Annotated in this window: 14 protein-coding genes and 3 tRNA genes; 12 read left to right on the top strand and 5 right to left on the bottom strand. The window is 68.7% G+C overall.

Annotation, left to right across the window (positions count from 1 at the left end):
• The first annotated feature begins 334 nt into the window (after positions 1-334).
• The gene (locus ACWCO2_RS04485) at positions 335-1117 is read left to right on the top strand and encodes a fumarylacetoacetate hydrolase family protein (RefSeq protein ID WP_450126303.1); all 783 of its coding nucleotides are present in this window, start codon (positions 335-337) and stop codon (positions 1115-1117) included.
• Positions 1118-1191: 74 nt separating this feature from the next.
• Here ACWCO2_RS04485 and ACWCO2_RS04490 read toward each other — a convergent pair whose 3' ends face one another.
• On the bottom strand, positions 1192-2421 hold the full coding sequence (locus ACWCO2_RS04490; protein WP_450126304.1) for an FAD-dependent oxidoreductase: 1230 nt from the start codon (positions 2419-2421) through the stop codon (positions 1192-1194).
• A 105-nt stretch (positions 2422-2526) separates the two neighbouring features.
• Here ACWCO2_RS04490 and gltX point away from each other — a divergent pair, with 105 nt between their 5' ends.
• From gltX to ACWCO2_RS04515, 5 genes are all read left to right on the top strand, one after another.
• Positions 2527-4023: a glutamate--tRNA ligase gene (gltX, locus tag ACWCO2_RS04495; protein ID WP_450126305.1), complete on the top strand. Its 1497-nt coding sequence runs from the start codon at positions 2527-2529 to the stop codon at positions 4021-4023.
• Between the two features lie 196 nt (positions 4024-4219).
• Positions 4220-4966, top strand: coding sequence for an HAD family hydrolase (locus tag ACWCO2_RS04500; RefSeq protein WP_450126306.1), 747 nt, complete (start codon positions 4220-4222; stop codon positions 4964-4966).
• A gap of 166 nt (positions 4967-5132) precedes the next feature.
• Positions 5133-5204: transfer RNA gene (locus ACWCO2_RS04505), tRNA-Gln, on the top strand.
• A gap of 48 nt (positions 5205-5252) precedes the next feature.
• Positions 5253-5325, top strand: a tRNA-Glu gene (locus tag ACWCO2_RS04510).
• A 702-nt stretch (positions 5326-6027) separates the two neighbouring features.
• Positions 6028-6100 (top strand) — tRNA-Glu (locus ACWCO2_RS04515).
• Positions 6101-6229: 129 nt separating this feature from the next.
• Here ACWCO2_RS04515 and ACWCO2_RS04520 read toward each other — a convergent pair.
• The gene (locus tag ACWCO2_RS04520) at positions 6230-6931 is read right to left on the bottom strand and encodes an IclR family transcriptional regulator (RefSeq protein WP_450126307.1); all 702 of its coding nucleotides are present in this window, start codon (positions 6929-6931) and stop codon (positions 6230-6232) included.
• 88 nt (positions 6932-7019) lie between these two features.
• On the opposite strand from ACWCO2_RS04520, the gene leuC reads away from it, so the two are divergent.
• The 3 genes from leuC to ACWCO2_RS04535 all read left to right on the top strand — a co-directional run bounded on the left by leuC (position 7020) and on the right by ACWCO2_RS04535 (position 10274).
• Positions 7020-8423, top strand: a complete 1404-nt coding sequence (gene leuC, locus ACWCO2_RS04525; protein ID WP_450126308.1) for a 3-isopropylmalate dehydratase large subunit — start codon at positions 7020-7022, stop codon at positions 8421-8423.
• 226 nt (positions 8424-8649) lie between these two features.
• On the top strand, positions 8650-9252 hold the full coding sequence (gene leuD / locus ACWCO2_RS04530; RefSeq protein ID WP_450126309.1) for a 3-isopropylmalate dehydratase small subunit: 603 nt from the start codon (positions 8650-8652) through the stop codon (positions 9250-9252).
• Between the two features lie 233 nt (positions 9253-9485).
• The gene (locus ACWCO2_RS04535) at positions 9486-10274 is read left to right on the top strand and encodes an HU family DNA-binding protein (RefSeq protein WP_450126310.1); all 789 of its coding nucleotides are present in this window, start codon (positions 9486-9488) and stop codon (positions 10272-10274) included.
• Between the two features lie 573 nt (positions 10275-10847).
• On the opposite strand, the gene ACWCO2_RS04540 is transcribed toward ACWCO2_RS04535, so the two are convergent.
• From ACWCO2_RS04540 to cofC, 3 genes are all read right to left on the bottom strand, one after another.
• Positions 10848-11852: an NUDIX hydrolase gene (locus ACWCO2_RS04540; RefSeq protein WP_450126311.1), complete on the bottom strand. Its 1005-nt coding sequence runs from the start codon at positions 11850-11852 to the stop codon at positions 10848-10850.
• A 16-nt stretch (positions 11853-11868) separates the two neighbouring features.
• Positions 11869-14118, bottom strand: a complete 2250-nt coding sequence (locus ACWCO2_RS04545; protein ID WP_450126312.1) for an RNA degradosome polyphosphate kinase — start codon at positions 14116-14118, stop codon at positions 11869-11871.
• 123 nt (positions 14119-14241) lie between these two features.
• A complete protein-coding gene (gene cofC, locus ACWCO2_RS04550) occupies positions 14242-14850 on the bottom strand; it encodes a 2-phospho-L-lactate guanylyltransferase (protein WP_450126450.1) in 609 nt (202 codons plus the stop codon).
• 169 nt (positions 14851-15019) lie between these two features.
• Here cofC and ACWCO2_RS04555 point away from each other — a divergent pair, with 169 nt between their 5' ends.
• The 3 genes from ACWCO2_RS04555 to ACWCO2_RS04565 all read left to right on the top strand — a co-directional run bounded on the left by ACWCO2_RS04555 (position 15020) and on the right by ACWCO2_RS04565 (position 18034).
• Positions 15020-15796 carry a lysophospholipid acyltransferase family protein gene (locus ACWCO2_RS04555; protein ID WP_450126313.1) on the top strand — a complete coding sequence of 259 codons (777 nt, stop codon included), beginning with the start codon at positions 15020-15022 and terminating at the stop codon, positions 15794-15796.
• Positions 15780-16790 carry an NAD(P)H-dependent glycerol-3-phosphate dehydrogenase gene (locus ACWCO2_RS04560; RefSeq protein ID WP_450126314.1) on the top strand — a complete coding sequence of 337 codons (1011 nt, stop codon included), beginning with the start codon at positions 15780-15782 and terminating at the stop codon, positions 16788-16790. Before ACWCO2_RS04555 ends, ACWCO2_RS04560 begins: the two co-directional genes overlap by 17 nt.
• A 134-nt stretch (positions 16791-16924) precedes the next feature.
• Positions 16925-18034, top strand: coding sequence for a cystathionine gamma-lyase (locus ACWCO2_RS04565; RefSeq protein ID WP_450126315.1), 1110 nt, complete (start codon positions 16925-16927; stop codon positions 18032-18034).
• Positions 18035-18209 lie beyond the last annotated feature (175 nt).

Below are 18209 nucleotides of genomic sequence, written 5' to 3' on the forward strand. Positions count from 1 at the left end.
TCGTTGTGCGTGGCGGTGCGGGTGGCGGAACCTCAGACGCCGCCTGGCCAATACACGGCAAACGGGCTGTCCTCGCCAAGAGCCCAAGTCGGGCGGGCACAGTCTGAGAACCCGCGGCGGTGACGGTTGCGGGGGTGGGCTATGCGCCTGCGGCGCATGCGACCTTCGTCGCGCGGTGTCGGTCGTGCTTCGCGGTCACCAGCCGGACAGGATGAAAAGGGCTCGATGGAAATCGCGTGGGTCGGGGTGCCTGGTTCCGCCACTGGAGCTGCTGGTGGGGTTCGGGGATAGGCTGTTCGACCTGACAGTCCACAGTTGATCGCGGAGGTTCGTCTTGCGCTTGGCACGTGTCGCCCACTCCGACGGGGTGTCCTTCGTGGCACTGGAGCCGGATCCGGCTGCGCCGCAGGAGAAGGTGCTCGCGGTCGAGATCGACCAGCACCCCTTCGGTGACCCCACCTTCACCGGGCGCAAGTGGCCGATGGGCGATGTCCGGCTGCTCGCGCCGATCCTGCCCACGAAGGTCATCTGCGTCGGCAAGAACTACGCCGAGCACGCCGCGGAGATGGGCGGTGAGGCGCCGGCGCACCCGGTGATCTTCATGAAGCCGTCCACCTCGGTGATCGGCCCGAACATGCCCATCAAGCTGCCGCCGAGCTCCGAGCGGGTGGACTTCGAGGGCGAGCTGGCCGCGGTGGTCGGCCAGCCGTGCAAGGACGTGCCGGAGGCGCGCGGCACCGACGTGCTGCTCGGCTACACGATCGCCAACGACGTCACCGCGCGCGACCAGCAGCAGGCCGACGGCCAGTGGACCCGCGCCAAGGGCTACGACACGTTCTGCCCGCTGGGCCCGTGGATCGACACCAGCGCCAACCCGGCCGACCTGGCGATCCGCACCGAACTGGACGGCGAGCTCAAGCAGAACTCGCGCACCTCGCTGCTGCTGCACGACGTCGGCGCGCTGGTGTCGTGGATCTCGCGCGTGATGACCCTGCTGCCCGGTGACGTGATCCTCACCGGCACCCCGGCGGGCGTCGGCCCGATGCAGGCGGGCCAGAAGGTCTCGGTCTCCATCGACGGCCTCGGCACCCTCACCAACCCGGTCCAGCAAGGCTGACCCACCACCTATCAGGGCACGAGTGAAGGGCACCTCCGACCGGCACAGTCGGTCGGAGGTGCCCTTCACCGCAGTCAGCGGAGCGCCGCTTCCGGCGGGCGTTCGCGGACTGCTCCGTAGGCGAGGAAGTACGGCGGGATCTTGCGGAGCCAGGGGAGTTTCGACGATGCCCGCAGGGGGAGCGGCAGGCGTGCGGTGTTGCCGAAGTCGATTTCGCCGTGCAGGGCCGGCGTGATCACGTTGTCGTGGATCACGCGCTGGAGACGCTGGAGCAGGACGGTCGTCGGCCACCTGCGGCGTTGGACCGCAGCGACGTGCTTTCGCTCCAGACGGCCTTCGCGCAGCGGGTCGGCCAAGTAGCGGGCCGCTGCTACCGCGTCCTGGACTGCGAGGTTGATTCCGATTCCGCCGACCGGCGACATCGCGTGCGCGGCGTCGCCGATGCACAGCAGGCCCGGGACGTGCCACTTGCGCAGGCGGTCCAGGGTGACGTGCAACAGCTTCACGTCGTCCCAGTCGGCCACCAGGTCCCGTCCGGCGAGCCAGGGGAGCTTGTGCACCAGGTCGGCGTTGAACTCCTCGATGGGCCGGTTGCGGCCCTGCGGGTCGGTGCCCTTGGCGATGATGGAGGCCACCTGGAAGTAGTCGCCGCGGTCCAGCATCGCCATGAACGTGCGGTCCCGGATCAGCCCGATCGCGCCCACCGGGTCGTCGGGGTGGCGCGGCACCCGGAACCACCGGACGTCCATGGGCGTCGGGAAGTCCTGCAGGCCCAGTTCGGGCATGGTGCGCACGAAGGACTTCCGGCCGTCGCAGGCAACCGTGATGGTTGCGCGGATCTCGCCGGTGCTGCCGTCGGAAGTGCGGTAGTGCACGCCGTTGACGCGACCGCCTTCGCGGATCAGCTCGGTCGCCTCGGTGTTCATCCGCAGTTCGAAGCAGGGCTCCTGCTTGCCGACGTCGGCGAGCAGGTCCAGGAAGTCCCACTGCGGGACCATCGCGACGTAGTTGTACTTCATCCGCAGCTGGCTGAAGTCGCCGAAGGTGAACAGCTCGTCGTTCTGGCCGATCGGCACCGACACCCGGTTCAGGCGGCGCTGGGGGAGTTCGGCGAAGCGCTCGGCCAGACCGAGGTCGTCGAGCAGGTGCAGGGTCGTGGGGTGCACCGTGTCGCCGCGGAAGTCGCGCAGGAAGTCGCCGTGCTTCTCCAGCACGGTCACCTTGACGCCCGAACGAGCCAACAGCAGCCCCAGGACCATGCCTGCCGGTCCGCCGCCCACGATGCAGCAGGTGGTTCGCTCCATTGCGATCCCTCCCGGTGTATTTCAACGGTTGTTGAATAAGCTTAGGATGCCTCGCTGGGACGCGCTCGTCAAGCGCCGCCGACCGGTGGCTACGCTGGATGTGTTATGAGCACGCCAGAAGCAGCAGCAACAGCCGACGCCAGGCCCCTCCGGGCCCGGTTCTGCCCCTCGCCGACCGGCACTCCGCACGTCGGCCTCATCCGCACCGCCCTTTACAACTGGGCGTTCGCCCGGCACAACAAGGGCACCCTGGTGTTCCGCATCGAGGACACCGACGCAGCCAGGGACAGCGAAGAGTCCTACCAGGCGCTGCTGGATGCGCTGCGCTGGTTGGGGCTGGACTGGGACGAAGGCCCCGAGGTCGGCGGACCCTACGGTCCCTACCGGCAGAGCGAGCGCCGCGACATCTACGACGACGTCGCGCAGCGCCTGCTGGCCGCCGGGGAGCTCTACGAGTCCTTCTCCGCGCCCGAGGAGGTCGAGGCCCGGCACAAGGCAGCCGGCCGCGACCCCAAGCTCGGCTACGACAACTACGACCGCGACCTCACCGAAGACCAGATCGCCGCGTTCCGCGCCGAGGGCCGCAAGCCCGTGCTGCGGCTGCGGATGCCCGACCGCGACATCACCTTCACCGACCTGGTGCGCGGCGAGATCACCTTCCCCGCGGGCAGCGTCCCGGACCCGGTTCTGGTGCGCGGCAGCGGAGATCCGCTCTACACCCTGACCAACCCGGTAGACGACGCCCTGCAGCGGATCACCCACGTGCTGCGCGGTGAGGACCTGCTGTCCTCGACGCCGCGGCAGATCGCCCTCTACGAGGCGCTGCAGCGCATCGGAGTCACCGACTTCACGCCCGATTTCGGTCACCTGCCGTTCGTCATGGGGGAGGGCAACAAGAAGCTCTCCAAGCGCGACCCGCAGTCCAACCTGTTCCACCACCGCGACCGGGGTTTCCTGCCCGAGGGTCTGCTGAACTACCTGGCGCTGCTCGGCTGGTCGATTTCCGAGGACCGCGACGTGTTCAGCCTGGACGAGATGGTCGAGGCCTTCGACATCGGCCGGGTCAGCGGCAACCCGGCGCGCTTCGACCAGAAGAAGGCCGACGCGATCAACTCCGCGCACCTGCGCGCCCTCGCGCCGGACGAATTCGTCGAGCGGATCGTGCCGTACCTCATCAAGGGCGGCGTGCTGCCCAGCGAGCCGACCGAGCAGCAGCTGGCCATCGTGCGCGCCGCGGCGCCGCTGGTGCAGGAGCGGCTCATCGTGCTCTCCGACGCGGTCGGCATGATGGGATTCCTGTTCGCCGGTGACGAGTTCACCCCGGAGCAGGCCTCCGCGGACAAGGCCCTCGGCGAGGACGCCAAGCCGGTGCTGGAAGCGGCCATCAGCGCCCTCGAAGCGCTGCCGGAGTGGACCACGGAGGCCATCGAGCAGGCACTGAAGGACGCGGTCGTCGACGGCCTGGGCATCAAGCCCCGCAAGGCCTTCGCGCCGGTCCGCGTCGCCGTCACCGGTCGCACGGTGTCGCCGCCGCTGTACGAGTCGATGGAACTCCTGGGCCGCGACATCTCCCTCGCCCGCCTCCGCAAGGCCCTGGGCTGACCCCTCGAGTGACGAGTCACACCGCACCCCGCGCCGCGGCTGTCCCAAGGACGGCCCCGACACGGGGTGCGGTGCATCTTCAGGGATTGGGCAGAACACGGGGAGTGAAGTCATCTCGCGCCCAAAGGCAAATAGGCCGACAGGATCACTGGGTTGGCCGAATCGGACGCAGTGGGTGAGCGCCTAGCCTCTCGGGGTGACATCCGCTCCCCTCCGCTCCTTGACCCACGAACTCGGACAGCTCAAGGCTGTTTGCCTCGACGTGGACGACACCCTGATGGACGGTCCGCGTGCGTCGCGGCGAGCTCTGCGGGAGCTCCTCGGCACCGATCGGGCCTGGCCGGTGTGGGAGCGGGTCACCGACGACTACTACGGGCGGTACGTCAACAACGAGCTCCGCTTCGACGTGATGTGCGTCGAGCGCACCAAAGCCTTCTTCGCGGCCTTCGGCGAGCAGATCGACTACACCGAGGCCGCCCGCCGCGAAAGCCTCCGCATGGCCGCGATGCAGCGCGGCTGGGGCCTCTTCGACGACGCCCGCCCCTGCCTGGACTGGCTGCGCGACAGCGGCTTGCGGCTCGCCGTCATCACCAACGCTCCCAGCGCCTACCAACGCAAGAAGATCGCTGCGGTTGGGTTGGCCGACGTCTTCGACGTGCTCGTCATCTCCGGTGAGGTCGGCGTCGCGAAACCGGACCCGCGCATCTTCCACACCGCGTGCGAAGCGCTCGGCCTGAGCCCGGGGGAAGTCGCCCACGTCGGCGACCGGCTCGACACCGACGCCCGCGGAGCCGCTCGCGCCGGCCTCCACGGCATCTGGCTCAACCGCGACGGCGCACCCGCGGCCGCCGACGTCCCGACCATCACGAGCCTCCACGAACTCCCCGAGTTGCTCGTCGCCGATCTGCCCGCCATCCCGGCCGTTCCCGAGCTGATCCGCTGAAAGCCCGCTACAGCAGTCGTGACCTGCGGAGATGCCTAAAGCGGACCCCCCTGAAAACGGCCTTGAAGGCATGGTCTAAAGTATTTATCAACGCCGCGGACAGCAGTCCGAAAGCCGAAAACCCCTCGGGGAGATCGGAAAAGGACAACTGGCCGGGGTGACACCATGGGGTATGGTGTAATTGGCAGCACGACTGATTCTGGTTCAGTTAGTCTAGGTTCGAGTCCTGGTACCCCAGCGAGAAGGTCGGAAGCTCGGTACGCCGAGAAGATGATCTCTCAAGCGCGGTCCCGTCGTCTAGCGGCCTAGGACGCCGCCCTCTCAAGGCGGTAGCGCGGGTTCAAATCCCGTCGGGACTACAAGGGTGGGAGGGTCATGTCTGCGGAGAACGCAGACGTGGCCCTTTCCGTTTTTGTATTGGGGGGCCGAGCCCCCCATGCCCCCCACGGTGCGGGGGTTGCTTTTTTATCTGCTCCTTGCGGGGGGTGGCGTTCCCGGCCTGCTCAGTGACTAGCACCCATGCAGGCTGATCTTCATCCGGTTCTGTGGGATCGGTTGCCTGGCGGCTGCCCTGGGTGAGTTCTGTATCTCTGCTGTTCTTGTGGTGGTGACGTCCGTCGATTTTGCTGGAAATTGGCTTCCTTCCCGGCCGCAGCGCTTCGTCGAGAACGCTGCCAATTTCCGGCAAAATCGCCTCGCCTGCCAAGGTGACCACCTGCCGCTTTGAACTCGAACGCACTCCGTTCTCAACCGCAGCTTGCGTTCGGTCATTCGCGCGGTATCGCCGCTGTTTGCAGGGTTGTGATGTTCGTCGCTCCTGTAGGTCGGCGGGGGCGCCTCTTTAGCGGGTTTCCTCCCAGGGCGCGTGGTTGGTTCTTTGGAAGAGCTTGGTGGTTGGTGGGTTTGTGGTGGGGGCTCGCTTTTTCCAGGGGTTGGAGTCCGGGGCTCGTGGTGGGGTTGGTTGGGGTTGGGTTTTTGCTGGTCGTTGGTGGAGTTGGGGCGGGTTTGGGGGTGGGTGTTCTGGGGGTTCTTGGGGTGTTGTAGAGTTCTTCCCGTAGCGCGGTCCCGTCGTCTAGCGGCCTAGGACGCCGCCCTCTCAAGGCGGTAGCGCGGGTTCAAATCCCGTCGGGACTACTACGGAAGCCCCCACTCGTGACTTTGCGAGTGGGGGCTTCTTTGTGCGTTTGGTCCAGCTTGGCTGGGCCGGGGTTGTTGGCGGTGCGGGCTTTTCGGGCCCGCACCGCTTGCCTTGGTCTTGTTTGGTTACAGACGGTTTTGCAGGGCTTCTGCTGCTGCTAGCAGGTCTGCTGCCCAGCGGGCTCCTGGGCGGCGGCCCATGCGGTCGATGGGGCCTGAGACCGAGATCGCCGCGACTACCTGGCCTTGGGCGTCCTTCACCGGGGCGCTCACGCTGGCCACGCCCGATTCGCGTTCCGCTACGCTTTGGGCCCAGCCCCTTCTGCGAACTTCCATGAGGGTTCGCTCGCCGTAGACCGCTTCTGCGAGGACCGCTCTCTGGGTTGCTGGGTCCGACCAGGCCGCAAGGACCTTGGCTCCGGAGCCTGCTGACATCGAGAGGGCTGTGCCCACTGGGACGGTGTCCCGGAGGCCGCTCGGGGGTTCCGCGGTGGCGATGCACAGGCGTTGCATGCCGTCCCGGCGGTAGAGCTGGACGCTTTCGCCCGTGATGTCCCGGAGTTTGGGCAGTACCGTGGTAGCTGCTTCCAGCAGCGGGTCCACTGCTCCGCCCGAGAGTTCTGCGAGGGCTGCTCCCGGGCGCCAGCGCCCGTCCGAATCTCTGCGCAGGAGGCGGTGTACCTCCAGGCCCACCGCCAGGCGATGCGCCGTTGCCCTCGGCAGACCCGTGCGGCTGCACAGTTCTGCGAGGCCGCACGGTTCGTTGGCAACGACCTGCAGAACGGCCACTGCCTTGTCCAGTACTCCGATGCCGCTATGCTGTCCCACGTACCGATACTAGCTTCCCGACATCTGGGAAGTCCACTCTGTGGGAAGACCCGTTACGGGGTCTCGGCAGGCTCGACTGGGAGCAGCGATGGGAAAAACGCTCGCGGAGAAGGTTTGGGAAGCGCACATCGTGCGCCGCGGTGAAGGCCACGAGCCAGACCTGCTCTACATCGATCTCCACCTGGTGCACGAGGTGACCAGCCCGCAGGCCTTCGAAGGGCTCCGGCTGGCGGGCCGGCCGGTGCGCCGCCCCGACCTGACGCTGGCCACCGAGGACCACAACGTGCCCACCACCGGGATCGACCTGCCGATCGCCGACCCGGTCTCGCGCACGCAGGTCGACACCTTGCGGAAGAACTGCGCGGAATTCGGCGTCCGGCTGCACCCGATGGGCGACGCCGAGCAGGGCATCGTGCACGTCGTCGGTCCGCAGCTCGGGCTGACGCAGCCCGGCACCACCGTGGTCTGCGGCGACAGCCACACCTCCACGCACGGCGCGTTCGGCGCGCTGGCCTTCGGCATCGGCACTTCCGAGGTCGAGCACGTGCTGGCCACCCAGACGCTGCCGCTGAAGCCGTTCAAGACCATGGCCATCAACGTCGAGGGAACCTTGCGTCCGGGAGTGACCAGCAAGGACGTGATCCTGGCCGTGATCGCCAAGATCGGCACCGGCGGCGGGCAGGGCTACGTGCTCGAGTACCGCGGCGAAGCGGTCCGCCAGCTGTCCATGGAAGCTCGCATGACGATCTGCAACATGTCGATCGAAGCGGGTGCCCGCGCGGGCATGATCGCGCCGGACGAAACGACTTTCGAGTATCTGAAGGGGCGTTCGCACGCACCCGAGGGTGCCGAGTGGGACGCCGCGGTCGAGTACTGGAAGACGCTGCGCACCGACGACGACGCCACTTTCGACGCAGAAGTCACTCTGAACGCCGACGAACTCACGCCTTTCGTCACTTGGGGAACCAACCCGGGCCAGGGCCTGCCGCTGGGCGAGCGGGTGCCGGACCCGGAGCAGATCGTCGACGAAGGTGAGCGCTTCGCCGCTGAGAAGGCGTTGTCCTACATGGGCTTGACGGCGGGTACGCCGCTGCGCGAGGTGTCGGTCGACACGGTGTTCCTGGGTTCGTGCACCAACGGCCGCATCGAGGACCTGCGCGCCGCCGCTGACGTCCTGAAGGGCCGCAAGGTCGCGCAGGACGTGCGGATGCTGGTCGTGCCGGGCTCGATGAAGGTCCGCAAGCAGGCGGAGTCCGAAGGGCTGCACGAGGTTTTCACCGCTGCTGGCGCGGAATGGCGTTCGGCCGGTTGTTCGATGTGCCTGGGCATGAACCCGGATCAGCTCGCCCCGGGCGAGCGCAGCGCGTCGACCTCCAACCGCAACTTCGAGGGCAGGCAAGGCAAGGGCGGCCGCACCCACCTGGTCTCGCCGCTCGTGGCCGCCGCCACCGCGGTGCGCGGCACCCTCTCCTCGCCCGAAGACCTCGACTGAAAGCTGACGTTGGACTCACTTTGCGCAGGTGGTCACCTGGCGGAACCTCAGAGGCCGCCTCGACTGCGGGATCCCCGACTCACGTATGTCCGATACGCCATGTCGGGGCTGTCCTCGCGAGGCGACTTCTGAGAACCCGCGGGTGGTCGATCTGCGTAGGTGGGCCAAGCGGCTTCGCCGCTTCAAAGACAGCCGCTCGTAATGCAGCCCATAAGGAGCAGTGACGATGGAACCGTTCAAGACGCACACCGGGGTCGGCGTCCCGCTGCGCCGGTCCAACGTGGACACCGACCAGATCATCCCGGCGGTCTACCTCAAGCGGGTCTCCCGGACCGGATTCGAGGACGCGCTGTTCGCCGCCTGGCGGGGTGACGAGGACTTCATCCTCAACCAGGAACCGTTCCGCGCCGGCAGCGTGCTGGTCGCCGGACCGGACTTCGGCACCGGATCTTCGCGCGAGCACGCCGTGTGGGCGCTGAAGGACTACGGCTTCCGGGCGGTCATCTCCAGCCGCTTCGCCGATATCTTCCGCGGCAACTCGGGCAAGCAGGGCCTGCTGGCGGCCGAGTGCGAGCAGTCCGATGTGGAACTGCTGTGGAAGGTCTTGGAGAACGAGCCCGGTACCGCCGTGACGGTGGATCTGGAGCAACGGACCGTGCACGCCAAGGACCTCACCGTGTCGTTCAGCATCGACGACTACACCCGCTGGCGGTTGCTGGAAGGGCTCGACGACATCGGTTTGACGCTCCGGCACGCCGAGACGATCGACACTTTTGAGCAGCAGCGACCGAGCTTCAAGCCGGCCACGCTGCCCGCCCCCGCGGAGTGATCGCGGCTTGACCGGGTGGCGGATTCTTTCTGCTGTGCAAGGAAAAATCCGCCACCCGGCGCACAACTGAACAGTTGCTCCACAAGCACTGCGGCCCCGTTGCCCGGACACGAATGCCCGCGCCCCCAACGAAAAAAATGGGGCGTGGCGATTGGCATTTGTTTATCCGGGGCTTTACCGTTGACATTGAGTCGGCCCAACGGGGCCGTTGTTGTGTCCTGGGAGGGACTGAAGTGAACAAGGCCCAACTCATCGAGGCTCTGGCAGAACGCCTCGGAGACAAGAAGACCGCCAGCCAGGCCGTGGAAAACGTCGTGGACATCATCGTTCGCAACGTCAACAAGGGCGAGAAGGTCAACATCACCGGCTTCGGCGTTTTCGAGAAGCGGGCCCGTGCCGCGCGTACCGCCCGCAACCCGCGCACCGGTGAGTCCGTGAAGGTCAAGAAGACCAGCGTTCCCGCCTTCCGCGCCGGCACCCAGTTCAAGGAAGTCGTGGGCGGACAGCGGAAACTGCCGCGCCAGTCTTCGGTCAAGGCGGCCACCACCCGCGGTGCCACCACCCGGACCGCGACCGCCGCCAAGACCGCCGCCAAGGCTCCGGCCGGCACCAAGGCGAAGGCGACCACCACGCGTGCCGCCGCGACCAAGACCACCGGTCGCGCGACCACCAAGGCCGCCGCTGCCGCCAAGGCGACTGCGACCAGGGCCGCCAAGGCGACCGCCGCCAAGGCGACCGCCGCCAAGGCGACCGCCGCCAAGGCGACCGCCGCCAAGGCCGCCGCCACCAAGGCTGCGCCGAAGGCCGCTGCCACCAAGGCGACCGCCACCAAGGCAGCGCCGAAGCGGACCACCAAGGCCGCCGCGCCGAAGGCCACCACCGCCAAGGCGACCACCGCCAAGGCCAGCACCGCCAAGCGGGCCAGCACTGCGAAGGCCAGCACCACCAAGGCCGCCGCTGCCACGACGACCCGTCCGGCGACCAAGAAGGCGACGACGACTCGCAAGTCCACCAAGAAGTGAGTGCTCGCCACTGCAGCGAGCAACAGTGGACCGAGCGGGCGGCCACCTGAACCCGACCATCGGGATGAGGTGCCGCCCGCTCTCGGCTGGAAGCCTCCGATCCGCTCGGAGGGGAGGCTCCGGCCAGCAGCTGTGCGGCGTCCAGGTGCGACACTGCGCACAGGACGGCCGCTCGCGGCGAAAACGGGCCTGAGCGGTCCGCAGCCGCCGGAACACCGGCTGGATGCTACCGATGCCCGGCCGGGCGTTCGCAACGCCCTCACGGCGCGATCAGCGCCCAACAGCGGTGTCAGGCCGCTGAATTCCGGAGCCGGGACGTCGGCACTTCTCTGCCGACGCGTCCGACTCGGACACCAGGCGAATCGCCGGTGAGCGGAGTTCGCGAATCAGCCTTCATCAGGCACGAGACGAAGCCGCATCCCGCTGTCGTCGAGACGGCTGGACGATGCCTGGGTCTCAACATCGTTTCGCCCAGCAGAAGCCCGTGAGTGCTTAATGGCGCTATAACGCCACAAAGCACTCACGGGCCGTGATTGCTGACAATCCCACCGTCGAATTGTCTTTAAAGGCCGATCAGGGGATTGGGTCTTCGAGGTAGTCGGCCGCGGCGAGGTGCAGTGATGGGCCGTTGCCGTTGCTGGTCGCCGAGTCCCGGCGGAAGCTGAGGATCCAAACGCTGCCCTTGCGGCTGGCGACCTCGCCGGGTCGCAGCCCGGGGCGGCCGCTCAGCGCGCCGGAATCCGCCAGCCGTGCCACGAGGTCCGGAATCGCGCCGCCCTGGCTGCACACCAGCGCAGGCCCGTTTCCGGCCGCCACGCGCAGCATCCGCTCGACCGCCGCGGCCGGATCGGTGACGAATCCCTCTTCGGAGAACAGCGGTTCGGGCTCGATGTCGACGCCCAAGTCCGCCGCGATCGGCGCCACCGTTTGCTCGCAGCGCAGTCGCGGTGCGGAATGGACGCGCGTCGGGCCGAACAACGGCAGCAGGGAGTGCAATGCGTCCCGCTGCTGTTGTCCCGCTTCGGTGAGCGGGCGCAGAACGTCGTCGCCGTCCCAGTCGGATCGCTTGCCCGCTTTCGCGTGGCGGACCAGCAGAACCGTCACCAGCTCGGTCGGCAGCTGCTCGAAGGCGTCGAGCACGCGACCGTCGTGCGGATAGCTGACCAGTTCCTGCGCTTGGGCGACGGGAAGCCAGCGCAGTTCGTCGACTTCGCTGTTCGGCTCGAAAGATCCGCCGCCGGCGCGGGCGACGAAGTAGTCCACGACCTTCGGCGCGGTCCCGCCCGCAGCGGGCACTGCGTAGTTCACCTGGGTGAGGAAACGGGACAGCACGCAGGAAAACCCGGTCTCCTCGGCGACCTCGCGGGCCGCTGCGTGCGCGGGCAGCTCGCCGGGGTCGAGCTTTCCCTTCGGCAACGACCAGTCGTCGTAGCGCGGGCGGTGCACCACCGCGACTTCGGGGCCGTCGCTGCCGTCGCGCCACAGCACCGCTCCGGCGGCCCGCACGGTTCGGCCGGGGACATCAGTCGGTTCGCCGTCGATCTTCTCGGTACCCGGCTGGTTCTCGGTCACGCTCATCGTCCTCAAAGCAGTCTCAGCGGTCGGTCCGGCCTACGGAACCTTCGCGCGCCCCGTGCTGGCGCAGCATCTCCACCTGGTGGTCGCGGACCTGCTCCCCGCTGCGCGGCGAAGCTTCCCAGTCGCCCTTGGCGTTGAGCACCCAGCAGCGCGTCGCCGGGTGCATCGCCGAGTCGAGCAGCGCGTCCAGCTGGGCGGTGAGCTTGGGATCGGTGACCCGCACCTGGGTTTCGATCCGGCGGTCCAGGTTGCGGTGCATCATGTCGGCGCTGCCGATCCAGCGCTCGTCGATGCCGACGAAGTGGAACACGCGGGAGTGCTCCAGGAAGCGGCCCAGGATCGAGCGCACCTCGACGTTCTCGCTGAGGCCTTCGACGCCCGCCTTGAGCGAGCAGATGCCGCGCACCACGACCTTGACCGGCACACCGGCCAGCGAAGCCTGGTACAGCGCATCGATGATCTGCTCGTCGACCAGCGAGTTCACCTTCATCCGGATGCCGCACGACAGGCCCTGCCGGGCCCGCTCGATCTCGGCCTCCACGCGCTCCACGATGCCGTTGCGGATGCCCTGCGGGGACACCAGGATTCGGCGGTACTCGCCGTGCCGGGCGTAACCGGTGAGCACGTTGAACAGGTCGGTGAGGTCGGCGCCGATCTCCGGGGAAGCGGTCAGCAGCCCCAGGTCCTCGTAGATGCGCGCTGTCTTCGGGTTGTAGTTGCCGGTGCCCAGGTGGCAGTAGCGGCGGATCGTGGAGCTCTCCTGGCGCACCACCAGCGCGGTCTTGCAGTGCGTCTTCAACCCGACCAGGCCGTAGACCACGTGCACCCCGGCGCGCTCCAGGGTGCGGGCCCACCCGATGTTCGCCTGCTCGTCGAACCGGGCCTTGAGCTCCACCAGCGCCACCACCTGCTTGCCGGCTTCGGCGGCGTCGATGAGGGCGTTGACGATCGGCGAGTCACCGGAGGTCCGGTACAGCGTCTGCTTGATGGCCAGCACGTGCGGGTCGGCCGCGGCCTGCTCGATGAACCGCTGCACCGACGTGGAGAACGAGTCGTAGGGGTGGTGCACCAGCACGTCGCCCTCGCGCAGCGTGGAGAAGATGCTCTTGGGCGTCTGGCCTTCGGCGAACGCCGGGTGCGTCGCGGGCACGAACGGCGGTTCCTTGAGGTCCGGCCGGTGCAACCGCTCCAGCTGGAACAGGCACGACAGATCCAGCAGGCCCTTGACCTCCACCACGTCGTGCTGGTCGACCTCCAGCTCGCGCAGCAGGAGTTCGAGCATGTTCTCGCTCATCGTGTCGGTGACCTCGAGCCGCACCGGCGGCCCGAAGCGGCGCCGCGCCAGCTCCCGCTCCATGGCCTGGAGCAGGTCCTCGTCGCGGTCCTCCTCGACCTCCAGGTCGGCGTTGCGGGTGACCCGGAAGATGTGGTGCTCGGCGACCCGCATGCCGGGGAACAACTTCCCCAGGCGAGCGGCGATGAGCTCCTCCAGCGGCAGGAAGGTGGCGCGTTCGGTCTCCCGGTCGGATTCGATGCGGATCAGCCGCGGCACGTTGTCCGGCACCTTGACCCGGGCGAAGCGCCGCATCCCGGCGTCCGGGTCGGCGACGGTGACAGCGAGGTTCAGCGACAGCCCGGAGATGTAGGGGAACGGGTGCGCCGGGTCCACCGCCAGCGGGGTGAGCACCGGGAAGATGTGGTCCTCGAAGTAGCGGGTCAGCTTCTCCTGGTCGACGGTCTCCAGCTCCGACCAGCTCAGGATCCGGACGCCGTGCGCCTCCAGCTCGGGCACCAGCTCGTCGAGGAAGACCCGGCTCAGCTTCTCCATCAGGTCCTGGTTTCGGGCCGCGATGCGGGTCAGCTGCTCGTGCGGGGTGAGCCCGTCGGCGCTGCGCACCGCCAGCCCGGTCTCCTCGCGCCGCTTCAGCCCGGCGACGCGCACCATGTAGAACTCGTCCAGGTTGGACGCGAAGATCGCGAGGAACTTCGCGCGCTCGAGCACCGGCTGCGACTTGTCCTCGGCGATGGCCAGCACCCGGGCGTTGAAGTCGAGCCAGGACAGCTCGCGGTTGAGGTAGCGGTCCTCGGGCAGGTCCGTGGTCGCCGCCGCGCGCGTCACCGCGGGCGGCGCGGACGGGACGCGGGCGCCCTCGAACGCCGCCGGGATCGCATCACCTAGCGCCGGGCTCGATGCGCGGTGAGTGGACCGGCCACTGGTGCTTCGTTTGGCGGGCTGCTCGGCCCGGCCGGTGCTGTCGGTGCTCACTCCTCCATTGTCGCTCATCAAACCGGTTCAACCGATGTCTGTGAAAAGAGTTCATGGTCGTTTCGCGTTGCCGTTGTGCCCCTGGATGTGAATCCGCCGCCGGATTCGCGTGGAATCGGTGATTCACGCGGTGGCGGCAGCGGTTCGCGGACCGAGTCCGAGGGAGCGGGCGGCGCGCAGATCGGCCTCGGTGTCGACGTCACAGCGCAGTGAGTCCCACGGTCCCAGCAGCGGCTTCGCCCCGGATTCGGCGTGCGCGTCGGCCGAACCGGGGCCGAAGCGCGGAGCGAGCGGGCGTCCCGGTTCGGCCAGCAGCAGCGTGGTGCCGGTGCCGTGCCGGTCCGGGCAGAACGACCGGTCCGCCCCGGCGGCGCGGATGGCGGCGGCGAGGTCGTCCGGCTGCAGCGCGGGCAGATCCGCTTGCAGCGCCCCGATCCGGGCCACCTGCAGCTCGGCGTCGCCGTGCCGCAACGCCGCGTTGAGCCCGGCAGCGGGGGAGTCCGCGATCACTTCCACGCCCGCGGCGGTGAACTCGGCGGTCAGCGTCGGATCGGAGGTGATCACGACGACCCCGGCGACGCCCTCGGCGCGGCGTGCTGCGGCCACTGTGTCCAACGCCACGGCGGTCACCAGCTCGGCGTGCGCGGCGGGGCGGCGCGCGCCTCCGTCGGCGGCGCCGAGCAGTCGGGACTTGGCCAGGTGCAGGGGTTTGATCGGCACGATGAGGTGCACCGCAGGGCAGTCCTGCTGCGGGAACCGGCGGTTCGGCTGGTCATCGTCAGCGCTCACGCTCCCATCTTCCCGGCCCGGGCGACACGGACGCGGAGCCGACTGGTTGCCGACGTTCGGAGACGCTCGGGGTAACTTTGCGGACGCTCGCGAGGACAAGTGAGGAGTTGCCGTGGCGGAACTGAAGAGCCTCCGGCGCCAGCGGAGGAAGACCAGCGAGAAGGCGCGGGGCATGGGCAAGTTCTGGATCGGCCTGGCGCGCGTTGTTTTCTACCCGCTGACCGGTGCGCTGGCCCACACCGAGGTGCGCGGACTGCACAACATCCCGGCGGACGGTCCGGTGCTGCTGGTGCTCAACCACGTCTCCCACCTGGACCCGGTGTTCGACGCGGTGACCGTGCACCGTGCCGCGCGGGTGCCGCGCTTCCTGGCCAAGAACACGCTGTGGAACGTCCCGGTGTTGAAGAGCGTGCTGGTCGGCGCGGACCAGATCCCGGTCTACCGCGGCACCGCCGACGCGCAGAAGAGCCTGCGGGAAGCGCACGAAGCGCTGGAGCGCGGCAAGGCGATCCTGATCTACCCGGACGGCACCATCACCAAGGACCCCGACGGCTGGCCGATGACGCCGAAGGTCGGGGTGGCGCGGCTGGCGCTCGCCCACGACATCCCGGTGATCCCGGCCGCCCGCTGGGGAACCCGCGACATCTACGACCACTACAAGAAGCGCTTCCGCCCGTTCCCGCGCAAGACCGTGAAGTACGCCTTCGGCGAGCCGCTGGACCTGTCGGCCTACCGTGGCATGGAGCACGACGGGCAGGCGCTGCGCGAGGTCACGAACCTGGCGATGCGCCGGGTGGGGGACCTGCTCGGCGAGATCCGCGGCGAGCAGCGGCCGGACGAGTTCTACAGCCCCGCGCGCAAGAAGCGGGGCGATGATGGCGCGGCCTGAGCGCATCGCGGTGCTCGGTGCCGGATCCTGGGGCACCACCTTCGCGAAGGTCCTGGCCGACGCGGGCAACGACGTCGCCCTGTGGGCGCGCCGCGCGGAGGTCGCCGAGGCGATCAACGAATCCCGCTGCAACTCCGGCTACCTGCCGGACGTTCGGCTTCCGGAGTCGCTGCACGCCACCGATGACGCGGCCGCGGCGGTGCACGACGCCGACGTGGTGGTGCTTGCGGTGCCCAGCCAGACGCTGCGCGAGAACCTCGCCGGGTGGCAGCCGCTGCTGCCGGCGGACGCGACGCTGGTGAGCCTGGCCAAGGGCGTCGAACTGAGCACCCTGAAGCGGATGAGCGAGGTCATCGCCGAGGTCGCCGACGTTCCGATGGAGCAGGTCGCGGTGGTGTCCGGCCCGAACCTGGCCAAGGAGATCGCCGCCGAGCAGCCGACCGCGACCGTGGTGGCCTGCGCCGACCACGACCGCGCCGTCGCGCTGCAGCACGCCTGCTCGACGCCGTACTTCCGGCCCTACACCAACACCGACCTGATCGGCATCGAGATCGCCGGCGCGTGCAAGAACGTCATCGCGCTGGCCTGCGGCATGGCGGTCGGGCTCGGCTTCGGGGACAACACGATGTCCTCGCTGATCACCCGCGGTCTGGCCGAGACGACTCGGCTGGGCGCGGCGCTGGGCGCGGACCCGATGACGTTCGCGGGCCTGGCCGGGCTCGGTGACCTGGTGGCCACCTGCATGTCGCCGCTGTCGCGCAACCGGACCTTCGGCGAGCGGCTCGGTCGCGGCGAGACCCTGGCGCAGGCGCAGGAAGCGGCGCACGGCCAGGTGTCCGAAGGCGTGAAGTCCTGCTCGTCGATCCGCCAGCTGGCGGCCCGCCACGGCGTGGAGATGCCGATCACCGACGTGGTGCACCGCGTCTGCCACGAAGACCTGCAACCGGGCCCGGCAGCGGCGGAACTGCTCGGCCGCGAACGCAAGGCCGAGTGACTCCCAAGGAGTTCCAGGCTCGTTTTGCGCAGCGGTTCAGGTAGCGGAACCTCGGAGGCTTTCGCGCGACCGTTGGACCTGCGACCACCGTCGTTCGCGGGGATGGTTGAGCAGAGTGATGTGGCAGGTGGGTTGTGAGCACTTCGGAACTTGGCGACGGCACGCGCTGCGTGCGAGGCGGCCACTCGGAACCGGTCAGCGGAACCCCGATGCTGCCGGGGCCGGTGTTCGCCGCCCCGTTCCATCTCGGCGAGGACTACCAGGGCGGCGGTGACTTCTACGGCCGGGCGAGCAATCCGACCTGGCGGGCGCTGGAATCGGCGATCGGTGACCTCGACGGCGGGCACTGCCTGCTGCTTCCCTCGGGCATGGCCGCGATCAGCACGGTGCTGCGCGCGGTCCTGCGCCACGGCGACAAGCTGGTCGTGCCCAACGACGGCTACTACGCCACCCGGAACTTCGTGCGCGACGAGCTGACCGAGCTGGACCTGGACGTCCGGGAGATCAGCACCCTCGGGCCGTGGACCGACGACGTGTTCGCCGGAGTCCGCTTGGTGCTGCTGGAAACTCCGTCGAACCCCGGTCTCGACGTGTGCGACATCGCCGAGCTCGCCGAGCGCGCGCACCGGGCGGGAGCCCTGCTGGCGGTGGACAACACCACGGCGACGCCGCTGGGGCAGCGTCCGCTGGAGCTGGGCGCGGACATCGTGATCGCCAGCGACACCAAGGCGTTGTCCGGGCACAGCGACCTGCTGATGGGCCACGTGTCGGTGCGCGACCCCGAGCTGGCCGAGCGGTTGCTGCGGGCGCGGACGCTGTCCGGCTCGATCCCCGGACCGTTCGAGACGTGGTTGGTGCACCGCAGCATGGGGACCCTCGACGTCCGCCTGGCGCGGCAGGCAGAGAACGCGGCTGCGCTCGTCGAGGCGTTGCGCGGGCACCCGAAGATCTCGGACCTGCGCTGGCCCGGTTCGCCCGACGACCCGTCGCACGATCTTGCACAGCGCCAGATGCGCCGCTGGGGCGGGGTGTTCCGGTTCGAGCTGGCCGACGCGGCGGCGGTGGACGAGTTCGTCCGGCGCAGCGAACTGGTGGTCGCGGCGACCAGCTTCGGCGGCCTGCACAGCACGGTCGACCGCCGAGCCCAGTGGGGCGACCCGGTGCCGGAAGGCTTCCTCCGCTTCTCAGCAGGCTGCGAGAACCCCGAAGACCTAGTCGCCGACGTCCTCCAAGCCCTCTCCTGACCCGGCGCCGTCGCCCGGGTGACGGCGCCGGGGTCCTATGGGGTGGGACACACTCCGTGGGGTGAGATGTCGCTGGTCAGTTGACGGGGTGGGGTCAGGGCTGGTTGAGTTCTCGGCATGTTGTTGCGCGCCATGAACGGTCGGCGGGGTCACATCGACCTCCACCGCGTTGCCA

It is taken from the genome of Saccharopolyspora sp. NPDC002376 (assembly GCF_053593195.1).